We start from the raw sequence: 14104 nt of genomic DNA, 5'->3' as shown, positions 1-14104 counted from the left end.
TCCTAACGTACAAACTTTTTGAAGCCATCCCGACGCGGAAGAAAAAAAATACTACTTTTGTTTTTCAAATACTTCATCTAAAATAAATATGAGTCAGAAAGTCTTATTAGGTTCCAAAGAAATAGACATCATATTGCATCGATTGGCGTGCCAGTTAGTAGAAAATCATACCACTTTTGAAAATACTGTTTTAGTAGGAATACAACCAAGAGGTGTTTTTTTGGCATCCAGAATAGAAGACATTCTAAACAGTGAATTTAATATTACGGAGATCAAGTCCGGGCAGCTGGATATTACCTTTTATCGGGATGATTTTAGAAGAGGAGAAAAACCACTGGAAGCCAATAAAACGAAAATTGATTTTGTGGTAGAAGATAAAAGAGTGGTTTTTATAGATGATGTTCTCTATACCGGCAGAAGTATAAGAAGTGCTTTAACTGCAATCCAGTCTTTTGGTAGGCCAAGGGAAATAGAGCTACTAACTCTTATCGATCGTAGATTTAGCAGGCATTTACCGATACAGCCAGATTATAATGGCAGACAGGTAGATGCAATAAATGAAGAAAAGGTAAAGGTAAACTGGAAGGAGAATGAAGGCGAGGATGTTGTTTATTTGATTTCAAAATAGAAGAAAATGAGGAGCGAATTAAGTGTGGATCACTTACTTGGAATAAAATATCTCGATAAAGAAGATATAGAATTAATTTTTAAAACTGCAGATCATTTTAAGGAAGTGATCAACAGGCCAATTAAAAAAGTTCCTTCTCTTCGTGATATTACCATTGCCAACCTTTTTTTTGAAAATAGTACCCGTACCCGCTTATCTTTTGAACTTGCCGAAAAACGTTTAAGTGCGGATATAATAAATTTTTCTGCGGCATCGTCTTCTGTTAAAAAGGGAGAAACGCTTATTGATACCGTTAACAATATCCTTTCTATGAAAGTGGATATGGTGGTAATGAGGCATCCTAACCCGGGAGCAGGAATCTTTCTTTCAAAGCACGTTAATGCAAGAATAATTAATGCGGGGGATGGTGCACATGAGCATCCTACTCAGGCTTTGCTTGATTCTTACTCTATCAGGGAAAAACTGGGAACTGTAAAAGGAAAGAAGGTCGTGATAGTTGGGGATATCCTTCATAGCCGCGTAGCTCTTTCAAACATATTTGCTTTAAAACTTCAGGGAGCTGAGGTTAAGGTTTGTGGTCCAAAAACGCTAATTCCGAAGTATATAGAATCTCTGGGTGTTAAAGTGGAGACTAATCTTAAAGCTGCACTGGAATGGTGCGATGTGGCAAACATGTTAAGGGTACAAAACGAGAGAATGGATATAAGCTATTTTCCCAGTACGAGGGAATATATCCAGCAGTACGGTTTAAACAAGAATATTCTTGAAGGACTTTCTAAAGAGATCGTGGTGATGCATCCTGGTCCCATTAACAGGGGAGTGGAAATTACCAGTGATGTTGCAGATTCCAGCCAGGCCATTATTCTGGACCAGGTTCAAAATGGAGTAGCAGTGAGAATGGCTGTAATTTATTTACTTGCTTCAAAAATAAAGCAATAATGTGCCCCGTCTTTTATAACTTTAAGATCAAAGAAGAATTATGAAGACTACAGAAAAAGAAAATCATCTCCTTATTGAGAATGACCAGGATTCCATCACATCTTTTGCATCTTATCTCACAAAGCATCATGATGAATTTGTGGCGTATAATGTTATCATAGATATTCAGAATTACGAAAATCTTCGACTTGATGAATTGCTTGGCTTCTTAGAGTTATCGAATGTTCACAAGAAGCAGAAGAAGTCTTTTGTAATCGTAAATAACGCGCTGCATATGGATAAAGTTCCGGAGGAACTAATGGTAGTACCTACCTTACAGGAAGCTGAAGATGTGGTGCAAATGGAAGAAATTGAAAGGGATTTGGGGTTTTAATACCTCTTCAATTAGATGTGTGGAAATATTATGATGAAACTTACCATTCTTGGTTGCTATGCTGCTACTCCACGAACTTTTACTAATCCTACTTCCCAGGTTTTAGAAATTAAGAACCATATTTTTTTAATTGATTGCGGTGAGGGAACCCAGGTGCAGCTAAGAAGAAATAAAATTAAATTCTCCAAAATTCAACATATTTTTATTTCCCATCTTCATGGGGATCACTGTTTTGGACTTGTCGGACTAATTTCTACTTTTCGGCTTTTGAACCGCGAAATAGATCTTCATGTTTATGGTCCAAAGGGTATTAAAGAAATTATCACCCTGCAGTTAAAACTTTCGAATTCTTGGACAAATTATTCGCTTTATTTCCATGAACTGGAGAGTAAATCTTCAGAAATAATATATGAAGATGCGAAAGTTACAGTAGAGACAATCCCTCTGAATCACAGAATCTATACTAATGGCTTTTTATTCAGAGAGAAGCCGGGAGAAAGGAAGTTGCTTATTCAGAAGGCACAGGAGTTTAATATAGATGTCAGCCTTTATAACAGCTTAAAGAAAGGTAAGAATGTAATTTCTGAAGATGGGGAGCTTATTCCAAACACAGAGGTTACGACAGATCCGGCCCCGGTAAAAAGCTATGCCTACTGTAGCGACACTGCATTTTATCCGGAAATTGTACCCCAGATAAAAGGGGCAACAGTCTTATATCACGAATCCACTTTTTTAGATGACAAGTTTGAACTTGCCGCACCTACCAAACATTCTACTGCGAAGCAAGCTGCTGCAATTGCGAAGGAGGCCGGCGTATCACAACTTCTCTTAGGTCATTATTCTACGCGCTATCCTAATATTGAAGAATTTAAAGAAGAAGCCTCGGAAATATTTCCGAATTGTGAACTTTCCGATGACGGAAAGGTTTTTGTATTTGAATAGATTATAGAGAAGAGAAAGACTTCTTGAAAAAGGCAGCATTTGATTGTGTATTTTTCAATATCTGTAGTGAATATTTAATAATATACGGGGTTCTTCCACTTCAACAAGTGGAAATTTTCGAAATCTATGCCTAAGTTCATTCTTTCTATATGGTTTTAAGAACCATCTTCTGATTTATATACCGAATTTCTTACTTGGCATCATGAAGCCATTTTTTATAATTGGGCACATTCTGACTGTTTTAACTTCGCTTATTTTTATCCAATTCCCTTCCTCCATTTTAGAAACGTTTATGTTGCTAAGATCATAGAGATGCGAGTCTAATGCGTAGAAATGGTTAGCCTTAGTAGATTTTCGGATTTTTCATTACTGTTACAGAAACTGGAAGTCAATCCTGCAGTAATTATTTTTATGAAAAAGTTAAAGAGATAAAATTGTGACCTGAATTCATTTACACACTTTTACTCATTTACTTGTAAGGGTTTTCTTATGATAATTTCTTTAAGCTTGTTCTTTAAAGGTTATTTTTTACTCAAATAAAGTTCCTTATTCCCATTTTTACTTCTCTCTAAAACCCGTAAATTGCAGTAAAGTATTTATAAATGGAAAAAGATCTTCAGAATTATAGAAAATCATATGAGAAATATGAGTTTTCAGAAAAACCTATTCCCGTTTCTCCCCTTGTTTTGTTTGGTGAATGGTTTGTGGAGGCAGAAAATGATGATAGTGTGGGAGAAGTAAACGCCATGAACGTTGCAACTATAGGGCTTGATGGATTTCCCAAAAACCGGATTGTTTTACTGAAGAAATACGACAAAAAAGGATTCACCTTTTATACAAATTATAAGTCTGAGAAAGGTCTGGATATAGAAAAGAACCCTCATATCTGTCTTTCATTTTTCTGGCCCAATATGGAGCGACAGGTAATAATTAAAGGAGTTGCAACAAAAAATACAAAAGAAGAATCTATAAAATATTTTCATTCCAGGCCCAGAGGTAGCCAATTAGGTGCTTTAGCTTCCAACCAGAGTGAACCAATTTCTTCACGGGAAGAGTTGGAGGTGAAAATAGAGCAGCTAACAAAGAAATATGAGGGACAAACAATACCTAAACCAGAAGAATGGGGAGGTTATAATGTTTCTCCTGTGAGTTATGAGTTTTGGCAGGGCAGGCAAAATCGTCTGCACGACCGGATTCTCTTTTCTAAATTAGAAGAGAAATGGAAAGTTGAACGTTTAGCACCTTAACTATGAAAAGATTGATTCTGGTAAGACATGGTAAGTCGTCCTGGAAACACGATCTTCCCGATCATGAGAGGCCTTTAAGGAAAAGGGGTTACAGAGATGGAAGAAAGGTTGCAGGTACTTTTAAAGAATTTTATTCGCCTACGGCTTCGTTATGGAGCAGCCCCGCCACGCGAGCGCTGGAGACCGCAAAAATGTTTAAAGAGGAATTAAAAGTACCAGATAAGATGTTTACGATTCGGCAGGATCTCTATACTTTTGATGCTAACGAGCTGCTGGAAATAATTAAATCGTGCCCAGATTCTATAGATAAGTTAATAATCTTTGGCCATAACCCGGCTATTACTAATGCTGTAAATTCACTGGGAGATAAAAACCTGGATAACCTACCTACCACAGGTCTCTGCGTGATCGATTTTGAAAGTAATAAATGGGAGCGTATTAAAAACGGAAGAACAATTATAACGTTACTTCCTAAGAATTTGAGATAATTTATGCTGAACAAAAAATATATTAACCGGGAACTTAGCTGGTTACAATTTAATTCCAGAGTGCTTCAGGAAGCTGAAGATGAAACTGTCCCTTTAATAGAACGATTGAGGTTTTTAGGAATATTTTCAAATAACCTGGATGAATTTTTTAAAGTAAGATATGCCACGGTAAAACGTATAGATCTGGCAGGTAAAGCAGGGAAAAGTGCTTTGGGAGGAATTAAGGCCAGTAAATTACTGGAAAAAATTACTCAAATAGTAATCCGTCAGCAATCAGAAAGTTTAAAAATTCTCGAGGATATCCAGACAAGGCTCAGGAATCACAACATAAATATCATTAAAGAGACCGAAGTCTCAGAATCACAGGAGGAATTTATCAAGGAATTTTTCCTTGCTAAAGTGAGCCCTGCACTGGTCACCATTATTCTAAATGACCTTCCGGAAATACCCAGCCTTAAAGATAGTGCAGCATATTTGGCTGTGAAAATGGTGATGAAAGAAGATGTTCCCAAACATGGAATCACCCAGCTTATTGATCGATCTGTTAAGGAAAGAAAATATGTCCTTATTGAAATTCCCAGGAGTATTGAGCGTTTTGTGGTTCTGCCTGAGGAGGATGGGAAGCAGTACATCATGTTATTGGATGACCTTATAAGGTATAATCTTCATCGTATTTTCAACATTTTTGAATATGAGAGTATAACAGCTCATATGATTAAAATAACAAGAGATGCAGAGCTGGATATTGATAGTGATCTAAGTAAAAGTTTTATAGAAAAAATATCCAGTAGTGTAAAAGACAGAATTAAAGGCGATCCTGTGCGTTTTGTGTATGATATGAATATTGATGAGGATACCCTATCCTATTTAATGAACAAGATGGGGATTGATTCTACAGACAGTATTATTCCTGGCGGAAGGTATCATAATAGAAGGGACTATATGAACTTTCCCAGTCTTGGCGCCAGCGAATTGTATTATGAAGTGCGTGATCCTTTGCCAATTCCCGGGCTTATTCTGCAAGCCAGTCTCTTATCTGGCATTGCTGCCAAAGATTTCCTGCTTTACACTCCTTATCAAACCTTCGCTTATACTGTTAAGTTTCTGAGGGAAGCAGCTTTGGATCCTAAGGTAAAAACCATTAAAATAACGATTTATAGGCTGGCAAAAATTTCCCATATCGCTAGTTCTTTAATAAATGCGGTGAAAAATGGTAAAAAGGTAACTGTACAAATTGAATTGAGAGCGAGATTCGACGAGGTAGCGAATATCCGTTATGCAGAACAAATGCAGCAGGAAGGAGTGAACCTTATATTTGGGGTGCCCGGGCTTAAAGTCCATTGTAAAGCCTGTGTAATAGAAAGGGAAGAAGAAGGAAGAACACGACGGTACGGATTCTTAAGTACGGGAAACTTTAATGAATCCACCTCCAGAGTGTATACAGATTATACACTGTTCACCGCAGATCCTGAAATCCTAAAAGAAGTGAATAAGGTTTTCGACTTTTTTGAAACAAATTATAAAGTAAACAAGTACAAACATCTTTTAGTTTCTCCTCATTATACCAGAACAGCTTTAATGGGATTGATTCAGAAGGAGATAGACGCAGCTAAAAAAGGTATTCATGCTGAAATCAAATTAAAGCTGAACAGTCTTTCAGATTATAAAATGATTGATAAGCTTTATCAGGCCAGCTCAGCAGGGGTGAAGATTAAACTTATTGTACGTGGCATATGCTGCCTGATTCCCGGAGTTAAAGGGATGAGCGAAAATATTGAAGCTATAAGTATTGTAGATAAATTTTTAGAACATCCCAGGCTTTATATTTTTGAAAATTCAGGAAATCCAAAAGTATATATTTCTTCAGCAGACTGGATGACCAGGAATTTAGATCAAAGAGTGGAGATCTCGTGTCCCATTTACGATAAAGATATTAAGAAAGAAATCCTGGAAACCTTTGAGATAAGCTGGAAAGACAATGTGAAAGCAAGAATTTTTGATACGGAGCAGACAAATAGTCGAAGAACAGACGATAAACCTCCTCTGCGCTCTCAGTTTGCATTATACGATTACTATTTAAAAAAAATTGAAACAACAACAGAGTGATTATACAAAAGAACTACGCAGCTATAGATATAGGTTCCAATGCCGTGAGGTTACTTGTATCTACTATTACCGAGAAAGAAGGACAGGACCCAACCTTCAGAAAAACCTCGCTTGTAAGGGTGCCAATTCGCCTGGGGGCTGATGTTTTTCTGAAAAAAAATATTTCCGAAAGAAATATTTCCAGAATGTTGGATACAATGAGTGCGTTTGACTTATTAATGAAATCCCATGGCGTAGAAAAATACAAAGCTTGTGCAACTTCAGCAATGAGAGAAGCTGAAAATGGGGAAAAAGTAACCCAAATGATCAGGGAAAAATCTGGTGTGGATATCGAAATAATAGACGGGAATCATGAAGCAGCCATCATTGCAGCTACAGATTTGCATGCGCTTATTCAAAATGACTGTAATTATCTTTATGTAGATGTTGGTGGAGGTAGTACCGAATATACGCTCTATAGTAATGGCAAGACCGTGGCTTCAAAATCCTTTAAAGTCGGTACAGTGAGGTTGCTAAACGATCTGGTGAAAAACAGTACCTGGAAAGAAATGCAAAGCTGGGTGAAAGAGACTACTAAAGGATTTAATGATATAGATCTTATTGGCTCCGGCGGTAACATAAATAACATCTTTAAGACCAGTGGAAAGAAAGAAGGTAAACCTTTAAGTCTGGCGTATTTAAAAAAATATGATGAATTGATCAACTCTTACACCTACGAAGAAAGGATTACAGAGCTGGATCTTAAAAGCGATAGGGCAGATGTTATTATTCCTGCATCCAAGATTTATGTAAATTCTATGAGATGGGCTAAAGCAAATCAGATTTATGTTCCCAAAATTGGTCTTTCTGATGGAATCATTAAATCGTTATATAATGAGAATCAAAATTAGTTGTTTTAAGGAATGAAAAATTAAGAGCAGGTACGAATTTGCCAATTTTCGATAAACTGAAGCAGTCGGCAATAAAAACCTTGATATTTACTTGTATTCAGCTATAGTTTAGAATTTTTTTCGGATTTCTGGCAGCGATTATCAGCGGAAAAGACCCTATTAGTGACTATAAATTACCTGGAGATAGAAAATTGCCAATTTTGAAGCTCCTTTATACTTGGGGAATGAAAAGCTTTATAAGATTATCCGTGGATACTCTCTTTTTTTCCAAGATCTTTCATTACTTCAGCTTCAAATTCAAGCAAATCCTGCCATTTTTGGTCTACAACTTCACGATCTCCATACTTTCGCGCAAATTGAAGAAACATCGTGTAGTGGTTAGCCTCACTTACCATTAAGCTACGGTAAAATTCGGCAAGTTCTTTGTCTTCCAGTTTTTCTGAAAGCAACCTAAAACGTTCACAGCTTCTGGCTTCAATTAATCCGGCAATTAATAACCTATGTACTAGCTGGGTTGCTCGGCTACCACCTTTCGGAAAAAAACTGCGCAACTGGATCACATATTCGTCCTTTCTGTCATGACCCATAATGTATCCTCTCTTAAGAATCCTGTCATGAACCATTTTAAAGTGTCCCATTTCTTCCCTTGCCAGAGCAGTCATAGCTGTCACAAGTTCTGAATATTCGGGATAGGTAACAATTAGAGAAATTGCAGTTGATGCTGCTTTTTGTTCACAATAAGCATGGTCAATAAGAATTTCATCTATGTTTTTTTCAGCAATATCGACCCATCTTGGATCTGTTGGTAATTTTAATCCTAACATAGTTATACATCTAAATCAAAAGTTGATCTCAGTTTGTCAATTAAAGGATTTTTTTCCTTCAGTTTATTATATTTTTCCATTGGAGTAAAAGCAAATTTCTTGGCACTGCTTTCGTTCACCAGGATGGTGAGTGATATTTGGGAATTGTGAAGCTTGCTCTTCAAAAATCCCATCAGTTTGTTTTGAGCTCTCTCCAGGTCAATCTTCATGGTTTCGGCAGGAAGTTCTATAACAATTTCTTTTTCCTTAAGTTTTGGGAGATCGGTCTCAAGGATAGAGGCAAGAATTTTTTCTCCGCTTTTCTTCAGTCTTTGCACATATTCATTCCAGGCCATTTGCAGCTGTGTTTCAGAAAACTCACCCGTCATTTCTTTTTCGGTAGGAGTATTCGCCTGCTGTTTGGCTGCAATTTCTTTTTTGGTCCGAATACTCTTCAGGGAAAGACCGGAAACTTTTTCTTTTTTTATGGAAGTATCCTTTATTGGCTCTGTCTTAGGTTTTGTAGCAGCAAGGGACGCTATTACAGCTTTATCCTGCTTTGGTTCTTCTGCGGGACTGTTATTAGAATAATATTCTGGATTCTCCTTAACAGGCGCACAAGCTCCGTTTTCAGTTTTGTTTTGTTCAGAAGGCAGCTGAGATTCTTTGGGAGCTACAGCATCATTTGAAGCATATTCGTTATTCTGAATCAGCTTTCTTTCTTCGGAAGATAGGCGAGAAGGTGCGTTTTCAAAATGAGTTGCAGGAATTATACGCCGCTCAGACTTTTTTTTTTCTCCATCAAAAGTGATAGAGGCGAGTTGCATAAGACATAATTCCACCAGAAGACGCTGATTACGGCTACTTTTATACTTCAGGTCACAGTCGTTTGCCAGATTAATTCCCTCCAGTAAAAACTGATGTGAAGTTTTTTGTGATTGCTCAAAATATTTCGTCTTGGTCTGTTCCCCAACTTCCAGCAGAGAGATCGTTTTTTGATCTTTGCATACCAGCAAATCCCTGAAGTGGGAAGCAAGTCCTGCAATAAAGTGGTGGCCGTCAAACCCACTGGATAAAATCTCGTTATATGCGACCAATAGCCCGGGAATGTTATTTTCCAGGACAAGATCTGTAATCTTCATATAGGTGTCGTAATCCAGAACATTCAGGTTCTCTGTTACGGCCTGGCGGGTAAGTTCATTTCCGCTAAAACTTACTACGCGGTCATAGATAGAAAGTGCATCACGCATTGCTCCATCTGCTTTTTGAGCAATAATCTGTAGAGCGTCTTCATCAGCAGTAACACCTTCCTGTTCTGCAATGTAAGAGAGATAATTTTTAGCGTCGGTTACTCCTATTCTTTTGAAGTCGAAAATCTGACATCTTGAAAGGATAGTGGGAATTATTTTGTGCTTTTCGGTTGTAGCAAGTATGAAAATTGCATGTTTTGGAGGTTCTTCCAGGGTCTTCAAAAAAGCATTGAAAGCCGAAGCCGAAAGCATGTGTACCTCGTCAATAATATAGACTTTATAATTTCCCACCTGCGGCGGAATTCTTACCTGGTCTATTAAATTCCGAATATCGTCTACAGAGTTATTAGAAGCGGCATCTAATTCAAAAATATTAAATGCAAAGTCTTCATCTGGAGCATGATTTTCGTCCTGGTTGATCATTTTTGCCAGGATACGGGCACAGGTCGTCTTACCTACACCACGAGGGCCGGTAAAAAGCAACGCCTGTGCAAGGTGATTGTGCTGTATGGCATTGGCAAGGGTATTGGTAATAGCCTGCTGACCCACAACATCTTTAAATGTTTGGGGCCGGTACTTTCTGGCTGATACTACGAAATGCTCCATTAAATTCTATTGGACAACAAATATAAAAATCACAAGGCTAAGTTCTATGCTAGATTCCTTTATTTTTGAACAAAAGCAATAAGAAATCAACAATTTAATCCAACTAATTTGAAGTATCTTTGCGCCAAAGCAGGTCGCCTTGTCGCTTGATCTATTAATTTCGGTTTATCCGGAAATGCGAGGTTGAGAGGAAAGTCCGGACACCATAGGGCAGCATAGTGGGTAACACCCACCGACCGTGAGGTTAGGACAAGTGCAACAGAAAGAATGTACAGGTAACGCTGTAGTGAAACCAGGTAAACTCTATGCGGTGCAATGCCATGTAAACCGGTACTGCAGACGGCCCGTCTGCTTCCGGAGGGTAGGCAGCTAAAGGCTTTTGGCAACAAAAGTCTCAGATAAATGATAAGGGCTTCCGAATTGCTCGGAAAGTACAGAATCCGGCTTACAGACCTGCTTTTTTTATTCTTTTATTTTCTGATATACCCTTACATAATCTATTAGAAACTGCTGTGGCAATATGGATTCATCGAGTTCTCCTGCCCAGCCACCACCAAGAGCGAGGTTTAAAATTAAGAAATAGGGTTTTCTGAAAATATATGCCATACTGCCTGCTTCTTCTATTTTAAAGGTGTGGTAGATTTCACCGTCTATAAGAAATTCAATTTTATCTTTCGTCCAATTAATGCCATAGACGTGAAAATCTTTATGGAGGTCAGCAACAAACAATTTAGCACCATCTGATGAATACTGTACCTCATTATCTGTGGGATAGTGAACCGTACCATGAATATGGTTATTATCTTTTCCCACAAATTCCATAATATCTATTTCTCCGGAAAAAGGCCATTCTACCTCATTAACATCTGTTCCAAGCATCCATATCGCTGGCCATACGCCCTGTCCCTGCGGAAGTTTTGCACGAACCCGAACTCTTCCATATTGAAAATTAAACTTGCCAAACGTCTTAATGCTGGCTGAAGTATAAGCCGTATATTTCAATTTTGTTCGCCAGTGGGTGCTTCCTTCTTTATAAAAATCGTTTTTTATCTTATCTTTTCGACCTGTAATGATCAAACTTCCATTTTTCACCCTGGTATTTTTCTTCCGCTCCTTGGTATAATATTGTGGTTCCATGTTTCTGACAAAACCTTCTTCATAACTCCATTTTTCAGGATTGGGAAGACCTTTGTAATCAAATTCATCAGAGAAAGTTAATTTAAAGCTGCGGTTTTGTGAAGTCGCATCTAAATTCGTCATTAGCAAAATAAATATTACAGAAATTTTTGAAATCATGGAAGACTCAGTTGAAAGTTATTGAACAATCACAATTGTTAGATTATTCTTCCATAAGTTCTTGAGCCCATTCGATTGCATCATCCAGTTCAGTAAAAATTTCAAATTCGAAAGTAGCAAATAAGCGTTCAAACTTAGCAGATTTTATGGCTGGAGTGTTTGCTGCTACTACAGCTATTCCCCGTAATTGCCCTTCTTTGGGCATATTGGATATATACACAGTAGGATCTACATTACATTTATTTATTCTATGAGAAATATAGACAAAACGCTTAGTCCCATAGTAATCTGTACAGATTTTGCTAAGGGTATTTGCTTCTTCCTTTTCTACGCTTCTATCCTCTTTTAAATTGGAAATAACATATTTACTGAAGAATTCCAGAGTGGTAAAGTCTAATTCTATTTTATGCGCAACCTCGGCCATGACCTTAAGTTACATAAAAAAAACTGAAAACTGAGTTTCCGTATTTCCGGGCTTCCTGAAAATTTATAGTCTTAGAAAGATCGGTGTGTTTAGAATGTTCAATTATAAGTTGCCCTTGCGGATTTAAAAGATCTTTCTCAAAAGTTATTTCTGCAATTTTTTTGAAAGATTTTTCTTCAAAATTATAAGGAGGATCGGCAAAGATTATATCAGCTTTTACAGAAGCTTTTTCGAGATATTTAAAAACATCACTTTTTATAACTGTAATATCAAAATCAAGTTCTAAAGCTGTCTTCTTGATAAATTTTACACATTCAAAGTTGCTGTCCACTGCAGTAATATTTTCTGTGCCACGGGAAGCAAATTCATAAGCAATATTTCCGGTACCGGAAAAGAGATCTAGAACTTTTAAATTGCTAATATGAAAATGGTTGTTCAGGATATTAAAAAGCGCTTCCTTGGACATATCCTGTGTAGGCCTTACCGGAAGTTTTTTTGGAGCACTAATTCTACGGCCTTTATTTGTTCCCGAAATTATTCTCATAACAAAGATTTTAAAAGTATATATTCGTCAGATTGCTTTAGAGGTTTTTCTATCGTTTCACTGTATTCAAATGGATAGAAGATGTCAGGAAAACTAATATTTTTAACATAATCATAAGCAATTTTATAGAACGGAGAATCGCGATCTATATTACCCAGAAAGCGAAGATCCATTTCCAGAGGATCAAGATTTAACTGTTCCGCAGTAAAAAGGATATAATAGAGAAAGTCTTCTCGTGTACTATAAGAGAAAGTATTACAAAGTAAAAGCTCTCCATTTTCAACGATCACCAGATCATATTCGTTATTTCTGTTATAAAGATAAATTTTGGGCTCGTCATCTCCGGGTAATTTTAAAAGCTCTTCAATTAAAACAGTTATAGAATGCCGGTATTCAAACTCACCATACCTGTCGAAAAAGTAATTGATGATATTGGTGTACGGTATGTAAACATTTACAATATCATTTACCTGAAGTTCATCGTAAGCAATAAAATCTGTTCTAAGAATTTTTGTATTGAATTTTAAATAGTTTGAGACATTTTCTTCACTAAAGAGAGAGGCGGGAACAAGGGAGTAGAAACTGTTGCTGAAGATTACAATCACTTCGTCCACTTCCTGTTGTAATCCTGATTCTTTTTGGTAGAGTAGCTTAATTTCTGCTAAAACTTTGGCGGGATTGAGCTGAGCAGTAAAAGTTTCCTTTTTATAAAATACTATAGTTTTATTTTCTGTATTTAGTACACAAAAAGAAAGTCCATTCAGGCTAACCTGAATGGACAGTTTTAAAAAAGTCTTTTTTTTCTTACTCGTCACCATACGACTGTGGCCAGTTCCCGTTGGTATTGACCTCCTGCATAGATCCTACGCTTATAAAACGACCGTTCACGTCATCCACAGACTGGATTTCATTTTCCTGGAGAACAAGGGTTCTATCCTGATCATATAAAATTTCACTCTTTGCAATCTTGGCTTCAAATACAGGAATTTTGTTATCACCTTTTGTAATTGTCCCTGCTTCAAGATCAAATTTTGCATCTGTACCTTCAATAGGTACATTAATCATACTCCTGTAACGTTCCTCATTTCCATTGTATAAAGAATCTTTAACAGAAACAAAAGATAAAGTATCAATAACAATATCTTCTATGTACTGGTCAACCCCATAAGTTCTTCTGTATTCCTCATCAAGGTAAGTGGTGTCTCGACGTTGGGTGATGGCAAATTCAGCAGTATCAATAAAACGTACAAGTTTGTCAAAATCTCCTTCAAATCTTCCGGTCACTTCTCTATGAGCAAGTTCACCAGCTCTTAGATCTTTTAAATTTTCAATTACTTTAGCGTAGCGCTGCTCTTTAACTTTGTTAAACTGGATAGGTCGGTAAACGGCGTCAAATGTAAGATAGGCCAGGAAAATTATCACCAACCAAAGGAGTAACTGAATTACAAGTCTCATGCTTTAATAATTTATTTAAGTAAAATTTATACTGTATAGGACAAATCTACAATTTTTTTTTATTCGTAAAAGTTTCTTCCCTAAAAATCCATTGTATATTTGATAATTTACCC

The 14104-nt window shown here is 36.9% G+C and carries 15 protein-coding genes and 1 other RNA gene; 9 read left to right on the top strand and 7 right to left on the bottom strand.

Going from position 1 to position 14104, the window contains the following annotated elements; all coding sequences use genetic code 11:
- Window positions 1–88 precede the first annotated feature (88 nt).
- The 8 genes from pyrR to RM541_RS15680 all read left to right on the top strand — a co-directional run bounded on the left by pyrR (window position 89) and on the right by RM541_RS15680 (window position 7613).
- Complete coding sequence (gene pyrR, locus RM541_RS15715; RefSeq protein WP_311501082.1) at window positions 89–628, top strand: bifunctional pyr operon transcriptional regulator/uracil phosphoribosyltransferase PyrR; 540 nt, start codon at window positions 89–91, stop codon at window positions 626–628.
- Between the two features lie 6 nt (window positions 629–634).
- On the top strand, window positions 635–1567 hold the full coding sequence (locus tag RM541_RS15710; protein WP_311501081.1) for an aspartate carbamoyltransferase catalytic subunit: 933 nt from the start codon (window positions 635–637) through the stop codon (window positions 1565–1567).
- Between the two features lie 40 nt (window positions 1568–1607).
- Complete coding sequence (locus RM541_RS15705; RefSeq protein ID WP_311501080.1) at window positions 1608–1940, top strand: ribonuclease Z; 333 nt, start codon at window positions 1608–1610, stop codon at window positions 1938–1940.
- Window positions 1941–1973: 33 nt separating this feature from the next.
- Window positions 1974–2882: a ribonuclease Z gene (locus RM541_RS15700; protein WP_311501098.1), complete on the top strand. Its 909-nt coding sequence runs from the start codon at window positions 1974–1976 to the stop codon at window positions 2880–2882.
- A 602-nt stretch (window positions 2883–3484) separates the two neighbouring features.
- Window positions 3485–4129: a pyridoxamine 5'-phosphate oxidase gene (gene pdxH / locus RM541_RS15695; RefSeq protein WP_311501079.1), complete on the top strand. Its 645-nt coding sequence runs from the start codon at window positions 3485–3487 to the stop codon at window positions 4127–4129.
- Between the two features lie 2 nt (window positions 4130–4131).
- Complete coding sequence (locus RM541_RS15690) at window positions 4132–4617, top strand: SixA phosphatase family protein (RefSeq protein ID WP_311501078.1); 486 nt, start codon at window positions 4132–4134, stop codon at window positions 4615–4617.
- Window positions 4618–4620: 3 nt separating this feature from the next.
- A complete protein-coding gene (gene ppk1 / locus RM541_RS15685) occupies window positions 4621–6723 on the top strand; it encodes a polyphosphate kinase 1 (RefSeq protein WP_311501077.1) in 2103 nt (700 codons plus the stop codon).
- Window positions 6720–7613 carry a Ppx/GppA phosphatase family protein gene (locus RM541_RS15680; protein WP_311501076.1) on the top strand — a complete coding sequence of 298 codons (894 nt, stop codon included), beginning with the start codon at window positions 6720–6722 and terminating at the stop codon, window positions 7611–7613. The genes ppk1 and RM541_RS15680 overlap by 4 nt, the downstream gene beginning before the upstream one ends.
- Before the next feature lie 242 nt (window positions 7614–7855).
- Here the strand turns inward: RM541_RS15680 and RM541_RS15675 are convergent, their stop codons facing one another.
- On the bottom strand, window positions 7856–8437 hold the full coding sequence (locus tag RM541_RS15675; protein WP_311501075.1) for a MiaE family protein: 582 nt from the start codon (window positions 8435–8437) through the stop codon (window positions 7856–7858).
- Window positions 8438–8439: 2 nt separating this feature from the next.
- A complete protein-coding gene (locus RM541_RS15670; protein ID WP_311501074.1) occupies window positions 8440–10272 on the bottom strand; it encodes a DNA polymerase III subunit gamma/tau in 1833 nt (610 codons plus the stop codon).
- 126 nt (window positions 10273–10398) lie between these two features.
- Here RM541_RS15670 and rnpB point away from each other — a divergent pair.
- An RNA gene (gene rnpB, locus RM541_RS15665) (RNase P RNA component class A) lies at window positions 10399–10736 on the top strand.
- Here the strand turns inward: rnpB and RM541_RS15660 are convergent.
- The 5 genes from RM541_RS15660 to RM541_RS15640 all read right to left on the bottom strand — a co-directional run bounded on the left by RM541_RS15660 (window position 10735) and on the right by RM541_RS15640 (window position 13991).
- Window positions 10735–11532 (bottom strand): glycoside hydrolase family 16 protein, encoded by a 798-nt coding sequence (locus tag RM541_RS15660; RefSeq protein WP_311501073.1) that lies wholly within the window; start codon window positions 11530–11532, stop codon window positions 10735–10737. The genes rnpB and RM541_RS15660 overlap by 2 nt on opposite strands.
- Window positions 11533–11611: 79 nt before the next feature.
- The gene (locus RM541_RS15655; protein WP_311501072.1) at window positions 11612–11992 is read right to left on the bottom strand and encodes a hypothetical protein; all 381 of its coding nucleotides are present in this window, start codon (window positions 11990–11992) and stop codon (window positions 11612–11614) included.
- 4 nt (window positions 11993–11996) lie between these two features.
- Window positions 11997–12536 (bottom strand): RsmD family RNA methyltransferase, encoded by a 540-nt coding sequence (locus RM541_RS15650; RefSeq protein ID WP_311501071.1) that lies wholly within the window; start codon window positions 12534–12536, stop codon window positions 11997–11999.
- Complete coding sequence (locus tag RM541_RS15645) at window positions 12533–13354, bottom strand: DUF3822 family protein (RefSeq protein ID WP_311501070.1); 822 nt, start codon at window positions 13352–13354, stop codon at window positions 12533–12535. The genes RM541_RS15650 and RM541_RS15645 overlap by 4 nt, the downstream gene beginning before the upstream one ends.
- A complete protein-coding gene (locus tag RM541_RS15640; protein ID WP_311501069.1) occupies window positions 13341–13991 on the bottom strand; it encodes a hypothetical protein in 651 nt (216 codons plus the stop codon). The genes RM541_RS15645 and RM541_RS15640 overlap by 14 nt, the downstream gene beginning before the upstream one ends.
- Between the last annotated feature and the right edge of the window lie 113 nt (window positions 13992–14104).

It is taken from the genome of Autumnicola psychrophila (assembly GCF_031846645.1).
Lineage (GTDB): Bacteria > Bacteroidota > Bacteroidia > Flavobacteriales > Flavobacteriaceae > Autumnicola > Autumnicola psychrophila.
Note: the sequence above shows the minus strand (reverse complement) of the source record. Positions and strands in the feature narration are given on the sequence as shown.

Bases quoted from the DNA above. Each gene is read 5' to 3' on its own strand.
- pdxH (WP_311501079.1), top strand. From the start codon at position 3,485: ATGGAAAAAGATCTTCAGAATTATAGAAAATCATATGAGAAATATGAG.
- ppk1 (WP_311501077.1), top strand. From the start codon at position 4,621: ATGCTGAACAAAAAATATATTAACCGGGAACTTAGCTGGTTACAATTT.
- RM541_RS15660 (WP_311501073.1), bottom strand. From the start codon at position 11,532: ATGACGAATTTAGATGCGACTTCACAAAACCGCAGCTTTAAATTAACT.
- pyrR (WP_311501082.1), top strand. From the start codon at position 89: ATGAGTCAGAAAGTCTTATTAGGTTCCAAAGAAATAGACATCATATTG.
- RM541_RS15670 (WP_311501074.1), bottom strand. From the start codon at position 10,272: ATGGAGCATTTCGTAGTATCAGCCAGAAAGTACCGGCCCCAAACATTT.
- RM541_RS15710 (WP_311501081.1), top strand. From the start codon at position 635: ATGAGGAGCGAATTAAGTGTGGATCACTTACTTGGAATAAAATATCTC.
- RM541_RS15655 (WP_311501072.1), bottom strand. From the start codon at position 11,992: ATGGCCGAGGTTGCGCATAAAATAGAATTAGACTTTACCACTCTGGAA.
- RM541_RS15650 (WP_311501071.1), bottom strand. From the start codon at position 12,536: ATGAGAATAATTTCGGGAACAAATAAAGGCCGTAGAATTAGTGCTCCA.
- RM541_RS15690 (WP_311501078.1), top strand. From the start codon at position 4,132: ATGAAAAGATTGATTCTGGTAAGACATGGTAAGTCGTCCTGGAAACAC.
- RM541_RS15700 (WP_311501098.1), top strand. From the start codon at position 1,974: ATGAAACTTACCATTCTTGGTTGCTATGCTGCTACTCCACGAACTTTT.
- RM541_RS15645 (WP_311501070.1), bottom strand. From the start codon at position 13,354: ATGGTGACGAGTAAGAAAAAAAAGACTTTTTTAAAACTGTCCATTCAG.
- RM541_RS15640 (WP_311501069.1), bottom strand. From the start codon at position 13,991: ATGAGACTTGTAATTCAGTTACTCCTTTGGTTGGTGATAATTTTCCTG.
- RM541_RS15705 (WP_311501080.1), top strand. From the start codon at position 1,608: ATGAAGACTACAGAAAAAGAAAATCATCTCCTTATTGAGAATGACCAG.
- RM541_RS15675 (WP_311501075.1), bottom strand. From the start codon at position 8,437: ATGTTAGGATTAAAATTACCAACAGATCCAAGATGGGTCGATATTGCT.